Origin of the sequence: Chamaesiphon sp. VAR_48_metabat_135_sub (genome assembly GCF_031418915.1) — a bacterium.
Lineage (GTDB): Bacteria > Cyanobacteriota > Cyanobacteriia > Cyanobacteriales > Chamaesiphonaceae > Chamaesiphon.
Map to the genome: position 1 here is coordinate 1 of NZ_JANOJV010000209.1, position 7,267 is coordinate 7,267.

Sequence of the window (7,267 nt, forward strand, 5' to 3'; positions counted from 1 at the left end):
ACACCAGGAGCAGTAGCTAAGATCGATCGAGCCTCATCTGGAGCGAACGGCGCAGCAAATTCTAGGTTAATTGCTTCCGAATGGGCGCGGAGTACCGGAACCCGAATACATGTAGCCGTAATTCTCAGATCTGGCGTACCAAAAATCTTGCGAGTTTCGTTGACCATTTTCATCTCCTCTTCGCAGTACCCATGTTCGTCGATCGGGGTATTGTGAGGAAATAAATTAAATGCTAACGGATAGGGGAAAATTTCGGGCTTGGGAGTTTTCCCCTCGAGAATATCTCGACTCTGGGTTTCTACTTCCGCCATTGCTCTGGCACCTGCGCCACTGGCTGACTGATAAGTAGCCGCAACGATGCGTTGAATCGGTTGAATTTTGTGGAGCGGATAAATCGCTACCGCCATTAAAATCGTCGTACAGTTGGGATTGGCGATAATTCCTTGATGATGCTCTGCTGCTGCGGGATTGACTTCAGGAATAATTAATGGCACATTGGGCAGCATCCGAAAAGCACTGGAATTGTCGATAAATAACGCGCCAGCCGCTACTGCTTGGGGTGCTAAAGCCTTCGATGTCGAACCACCAGCAGATGCTAAGACAATATCGATACCGTCAAAAGATTTATCCCCGACAGTTTCTACCGTAATTTCCTCACCCCGAAACTTTAACTTTGTACCTGCGGACTTAGGCGACGCAAATAGTTTGAGTTCGGCAATCGGAAAATTGCGACTGGCTAGTAATTCGATTAGTTCCGTACCAACGGCACCTGTTGCTCCTAAAATTGCAACGCGATATAGATCGGACAAGAAAGCTACCTCCACTGATATTGATAATATTGAAACATCAAAACTTTAGTTTACGCTAGCTCCACGACCTACAGATCGAACATTTGTACCGATCTAGATCTAGTCTCAATCTCGTTAGTTTCTCTGAATTGGAGCGACTTGGATCGCGCGGAGATTTTTAACCATGTTTACACTCAAACCTCTTCATATTTATCATACCAGGAAATCGCGATCGTGTGTTGAGAAATATGTAGTTTCAATCGATCGATCGAGATCGTCTTAGTCCGCGATGGTTAGCAAACATGCGATTGGCGAAAACCACTGCTAATTGGCATAAATTACAAATTTTTTGATTCTCTTCATTTACCTATAGCTATATTGCAAAATATTTTCTCAGTATTTATAATACTTGACCTCGCAAGCACAAATATTTGTAAATACCATGTTTTTGAATATTCTAACTATGAGAGAATTATAATATTCAGACAATAAAAAACACTCAGCCAATTCGAGTTCATTCCTCTTTTTTACAATAACAACAAAAGCGGCGATCTTCCACTACTGCAATTGCACGAGTGGGAAGTTTGCAGTTTTCAATTTTTGCAGAGGTGGTCGGGTGGAGCAACTGACATTTTCAGATACACAGCAATTGCTGATGACAATCCATAATCTCTATACCCTCAAAAATGCCGATACATTCGGGACTGATAGCCTTGCGATGCTCGTACCGCTCGTCCCAGCAGACGCTTCCGTAGCGATGACTTTTCGAGGTGATTTCACCGAACTTACAGTCAAATCCCTAGATCCAGATTTAGATCGTTTGGTGGAGGTATTAATGCCTGCGATGACTCGCTATACAACTCAAAGTCCTTTCTTTGCAAATATACCAGCGATCGTCAAGGGCACTCATAAAGCTTCCGATTTTATCGATTTCGAGGCATTTTCGCGGCGGGAAATATACACGGAAGTGATGAAGTCGCTCGGTAGCGATGACACAACTATGTTAATTCTGTTCGATTTGGATTCCGGTAGATGGCCGCGTCCTGACGAATTGATTCTACATTACGCATTTTATCATCCTTGGCAAAAACTGAGCGAACGCGATCGATTAATCCTAAATTTACTCCAACCCCATCTGATTCAAGCCTATCAAAACATCTGTCAATACCAACAGTTTCAACAACAATTAGAGGGATTGCAACAGTCCCTCGATCGCTGTGGGGTAATTTTAGTAGACGATCTCGGTAGAGTGCAATTGATGACGGCTCAAGCTGCCACCTGGTTGCAATTATATTTTCCTGGTCATCGTAAGTTTCATCAATTGCCAGAATTATTACAGTCGTGGGTTAGATATCAAATCGATCGATTAAAATCAGTTGACAATTTGCCCTCGCCCCAACTTCCCCTCCGCTTTCAACAGGAAAATCGACAATTAACGATGCGGCTGACGATCGATATTCCTGGCAAAAGCTATCTGCTATTCTTCGCCGAAGAAGCCATACTATCGATACTTGCTGCGCTAGAATTATTGGGTTTGACTCAGCGAGAAGCAGAAATTTTAGCTGGCGTTATTCACGGTCGATCGAATCAGGACATTGCTACCGATTTGCAGATGAGTATCAACACTGTCCGCAAACATTTGGAGCATATTTATCGAAAGCTTGGCGTACAAAGCCGCACGGAAGCGATCTCAGTGGCACTAGGCAAGTTAGGTGGGTTGAATATATCTCTAGTTGTCTAAATCGGCACAGATCGGCCAATAAATCGAACATTGCGATCGAGTAAAAATACAGGGATAGAACTCCAGGGAAAGACCGATCTCAATCCGTTAGGTTCGATGAACAGTGCCGAGAAAATCCCTATCTGCCTGCACTCTAGCTAATTATTACAATTTCTTCATAATTCTATAGCCGATCTGCTTATAGACGTTCTCTAGTTAAATATGCGATCGTAGTAGGTATCGCACAGCACATCATTTAGCCAATTCGATCTCTGTTAGAAATCGATCGCAATTATCAGCGGTAAACCAGATCTCTGACTCGATCTCCCGTTCGATTTTGGTACACATACGTACAATCCACAACCAAATTAAATCAATGCAAAAATTCTCCCCGATAACTGCTAAAAGTTTTGCGCTGACTTGTTTTTCCGCTTTATCGCTACTAGCTGCTACTCCCGCTCGATCGGCTACTCTCGGTGGTGATATACTGCCTTCAAGTACTGTATTGAATGGATATTCTCTCACAGATATGGCTGCGGCGATCGCCCCTTGGCAAGATACTTCCGATCCAGCCCGACTACCCAACACCCCTTTTCAGTTGCTAACTAATGCCAATACTACCTAATAACGTCACATCCGATACCTATTTTTACGCCATCATCGCCTCTGTTAACGATTCGCCGCCGATCTTAGGGACATTTCCCACCAATGCTAGTCAGAATTCATTCTACTGGTACGATCCCAGTCAACTAGGTGCTACGACTTCGATTACCGTAGATGGGCAGCAAACATTCCTCGATCCATCTTACCTGGCTGGACCAGTCAATTTGTCGCTGCCTAACGGCGGTAGTAACACGATTGTCTTTGCGACATTCCTTGCCCCCTTCCAACCAGGAACCCATACAGTTAGCGTTCAAGCTTCTTTTAATGGAACGTTGGTTGTTGATTACTGTCGCGCCAATAATTTGCCAGATACATGTGGTGTTTTCCCCGCAGTGAATTATACAGTAACATCGACAACAGTTCCCGAACCTGCCAGTCTGCTGGGTACGGTAGTGTTTGGTGCTGCTGTCGTTACCTTGAAACGCAAACAGAAGAAACTGTCTCGATCGAATTCAGCACCAATTCAATAACTTGGACGCATAGTATTCTCGTTGGTAGAACATCCCCGACTTCTTGAAGAAGTCGGGGATGTCGCCTTGCTGATTTGATATATACCTGAATCTTCTCAACTATTTGAGCATCTGACTCATTTGCATGGTAGAGATCCCAGCGGATTTGTAAATTCAACCAGAAGTCGCTAGAAACGTTACAAAATTTAGCCAGTCGCAAAGTTAGATAGTGAAGGGTTGAGTATCAGTCAAAAGTATCACCACTATCTACGCTATTTAACGGATCTCGATCGACTGACTCTGATGCAGCCGTGTGCCAAAACCTCTGGCTATCTAGCTTCTAGGTAGTTGTTGCAATTTTTTCATACTTCGATATCGAAGGTGGTAATGGTAACGATGTCATCGATGCTGTAGCCTACTCACCTCTAGTCTTACCTTTTAGTTATGCTCTACCAAATTTTTACAACTCTGGACAAGGACAGATTGACAAGATCGAGGGTGGTGGGGGTAGAGATACTTTTGTATTAGGGACTGTGCTAGATCCAAAAGCTGAAGTAACTGGTTCTGCATATTATGTGGGTGGTGGCGATCGAGATTATGCTTTGATTCAAGACTTTAAGCTAGGCTCCAATGGCGACAAAATCCAACTCTTTAGTCAGACTACTAATCCTAATGACTATGTTTTAGGTGCTGTGGCGAATGGTTTGCCGAATGGGGTGGGGATTTACACCAACGATACCGCTCGCGATCTGATCGGTATCGTTCAGGGTGACAATGTTTCTCTAGCTACCTTGAACCTGACTAATAACTCCCAATTTAATTTGGTTGGTTAGGGATGGGCAAAAGCATCAACGTATCAGAATATTAGATCCAAACGTCCTAACTGCCCTGGTGAATGCTATATTTAACGCGCTCTTAAATCTGTGAACCCTTTATTAAATCTCGATCGTGTTTCGATTGCTGTTGAGTCTATAATCGATCGATTGCAGCGGTTTGAATTATACCCCCAACTCCTCCACGAAATCCTCACCGACGATCTGGTCGAGGAAATGGCGATAGCTGGATCGATCGATTTAGAATCTACCTCAACTGAATACGCCCAAAAGTATGCAGAAATTGAGAGATCGATCGAATGTCAGGGCATGAACGAGCAGCAACTAGGGGCGATTGTCGATCGAGAGCTGAGATTGCAGAAGTTTAAATTAGCTAGGTGGGGAAATGAGGTAGAGCCTTATTTTGTTGCTCAAGGTGGGGGATTAGATCGGGTGATACTATCGATTCTGCAAGTTGCCGATGGCTCTCTCGCCCAAGAGCTATTCTTTCGGATTCAGTCGGGAGAACAGTCTTTTGCCGAAATCGCGCTCGATTATTCTCAGGGCATTCACGCGGAGAATGCGGGGATTTTGGGGCCATTGTTATTGAGAGAATTGACTCCTGGAATTAGGGACATTGTCGAACGATTGGCACCTGGAGAGTTGTCTGTCCTCTTGCAAGTCGATAACTACTATACCTTCTTTCGTCTCGACGAACGGGAACCAGCTCAGTTAGACGATAGCGAAACGCTGCCTTTAAAAGGTCGAATGTATCAATTTCTGCTCGATGAGCTATTTTCGATCTGGCTGGAGTCTCAATTATCACTGCTGATGCGGTTCAAAGCGACGATCCCGAATAGAGGTGAAAATATAGATGATGATAAATTGGATTTCATTTGACGAATGGAGACGATACTATGATAGTTATTATTCTACTTATTATCGTTCAAATAGAATCAATTTTTTTGAAAAAGAAATTATGGTTGATATTAGCCTGGATGAACTCCGAATCATCATTCCAGTTGAGCCTGTTACCGATCCTCCTGAAATGGATGAACCTGGTCCTTGTGAAAGGTGGTATTGCTGTATTAATGAGTTGCTATTTTTTGTTACATATTATCATACTGACAGTGGTAAATATACATTAATTACTTGTATAGCTCCGTTATTTGAAGGAAAATATCGTTGGTCATTTTTAGAGAAGTCGATCGATCTGCCAAGTCCCATCATGAACCGAATCTCTTGGATTCATGGTCACGATCGAGCCGAACAATCTATTTGGATCGCCGATCCAGACGGTTCAAAATATGAGTTTTATCGAGCTAAAACTTATCTAGAGGCAACAAAATTAATAGATTTTTTGCCATCTTTTAAAACTCGATATAATTACTATATCAGTGGGTCAAAAATTCTTGGTTGAACATCAAAATAATCGATCAATAATTTATGAGCATGTATACTTTGCACGGGCAAAGCTTGCGCTTTTACCAAAAACACGAACGAGCGATAATCTCCCTAATGCCTAAAACCCAAAACCCAAAACCTAAAACCTAAAACCTAAAACCCAACCTCAAATTATGACCGTGTAAAGTATAGATGGAATGGCTGTCAGAATATTAATAAAACTATTTAATACGCCACTAGCCACTACTTCCTAAATATAGTTTTCGATCCCTGCTGAATGGGAACATTTCGATCTTACCCGTGTGAATACCAATTTATTAGCTGATATCCCACTGACAAAAATGTCAATTTCACCAGAGCGGTTAGTTTATCATCTGAGTAGATCGAGATTGCTTTTTAAATACCTACGATCGACAATAATTGCAGAAACTTTAGCAGTGTGGGAAAGTTCACCAGAATTTGCATCGATCCGCGCTGGCTTGAATATCGGCGATAAAAATTGTCAAGTAGATTTATTAGAACTATACAAACAAGCTGAATTCGATCGCTTAGTGCGATCGAGGTTTTTAGCATGTAAATCGCAACTCGTTGACGGAGTCTCTCCAGTGGAGAATCGAGTATTATTTTCAGTTATTCAAGTTAGAGATCTCCAATTAGCACAAGAACTATATTGTCGGGTTAAAGAAGAAAATCAGTCTTTTACATCCATAGCTACTACCTACTCCGATAGTCCTGCCGCTAAACGCGGTGGAGTAATTGGTCCCATTTCAGTCTTGCAATTGCATCCCTCGCTTCAACATCACTTAATCGGACTCAAGCCCAAACAATTATCATCAATCTTCCAACTCGACGAACACTATATTTTTCTGCAACCCGATCGATCTTTACCAGTTCAACTAACGCCACAGATCGAACGACAGTTACGCGATGAATTATTTGAAGAGTGGCTGCAACAACAAATTTTAGATCGTCTCAATCCTGTCTCCACAGATCGAATTAGTAACATTCATCTGCCGATATTACCGCCAGTCAAACAGTGTAAAGCAGTAAGCATCGCTAGCAATCCAGATCTGAACTCAGAGCCAACAGGGATGCTCTGTCCGACTGCTTCGATCTTTTTCCCGCAAATTTCCCCTAGTGGTGACATCTTACCGCCCCATGTAGCGATCGGCCACCAGCCGAACGCTAGTTTGTTCTTTTCCCAAGAGCCATCGCCTCAGATCCTGGCACCGAGGTATCGTCGTCACCGTGCAGTCGATCAAATAGTGGCTTTTTTCGTCTTTTTCTGGCTATTTTTAGCTGGGGGGATATTCGCAGTTCGCCTTTTCAGTCAGCCAGTGATAACTACCCAACAAAAATAGTCGATCGAGGCTATAAATACATAAAAATAACCCCAGAAATTTAACTTCTGGGTTGACCGATCGACAAGCT

Annotated in this window: 8 protein-coding genes; 7 read left to right on the plus strand and 1 reads right to left on the minus strand. The window is 42.9% G+C overall.

Translation table 11 applies throughout. From position 1 onward, the window contains the following. A partial coding sequence (locus RMO55_RS15205; RefSeq protein ID WP_310427793.1) for an aspartate-semialdehyde dehydrogenase occupies positions 1-809 on the minus strand: 809 nt, incomplete at its 3' end. 634 nt (positions 810-1,443) lie between these two features. Here RMO55_RS15205 and RMO55_RS15210 point away from each other — a divergent pair. From RMO55_RS15210 to RMO55_RS15240, 7 genes are all read left to right on the plus strand, one after another. Next, positions 1,444-2,529 (plus strand): helix-turn-helix transcriptional regulator, encoded by a 1,086-nt coding sequence (locus RMO55_RS15210; protein ID WP_310427794.1) that lies wholly within the window; start codon positions 1,444-1,446, stop codon positions 2,527-2,529. A gap of 355 nt (positions 2,530-2,884) precedes the next feature. Beyond that, a complete protein-coding gene (locus RMO55_RS15215; RefSeq protein ID WP_310427796.1) occupies positions 2,885-3,133 on the plus strand; it encodes a hypothetical protein in 249 nt (82 codons plus the stop codon). Beyond that, entirely contained in the window at positions 3,117-3,641 is a 525-nt protein-coding gene (locus RMO55_RS15220) for a PEP-CTERM sorting domain-containing protein (protein WP_310427797.1), read from the plus strand. The genes RMO55_RS15215 and RMO55_RS15220 overlap by 17 nt, the downstream gene beginning before the upstream one ends. A gap of 512 nt (positions 3,642-4,153) precedes the next feature. Continuing rightward, entirely contained in the window at positions 4,154-4,453 is a 300-nt protein-coding gene (locus tag RMO55_RS15225; protein ID WP_310427799.1) for a hypothetical protein, read from the plus strand. A gap of 90 nt (positions 4,454-4,543) precedes the next feature. Beyond that, complete coding sequence (locus RMO55_RS15230; RefSeq protein ID WP_310427801.1) at positions 4,544-5,332, plus strand: peptidylprolyl isomerase; 789 nt, start codon at positions 4,544-4,546, stop codon at positions 5,330-5,332. 79 nt (positions 5,333-5,411) lie between these two features. Next, on the plus strand, positions 5,412-5,852 hold the full coding sequence (locus RMO55_RS15235; RefSeq protein ID WP_310427803.1) for a hypothetical protein: 441 nt from the start codon (positions 5,412-5,414) through the stop codon (positions 5,850-5,852). A gap of 286 nt (positions 5,853-6,138) precedes the next feature. Continuing rightward, positions 6,139-7,197, plus strand: coding sequence for a peptidylprolyl isomerase (locus tag RMO55_RS15240; RefSeq protein WP_310427805.1), 1,059 nt, complete (start codon positions 6,139-6,141; stop codon positions 7,195-7,197). Positions 7,198-7,267: the final 70 nt, after the last annotated feature.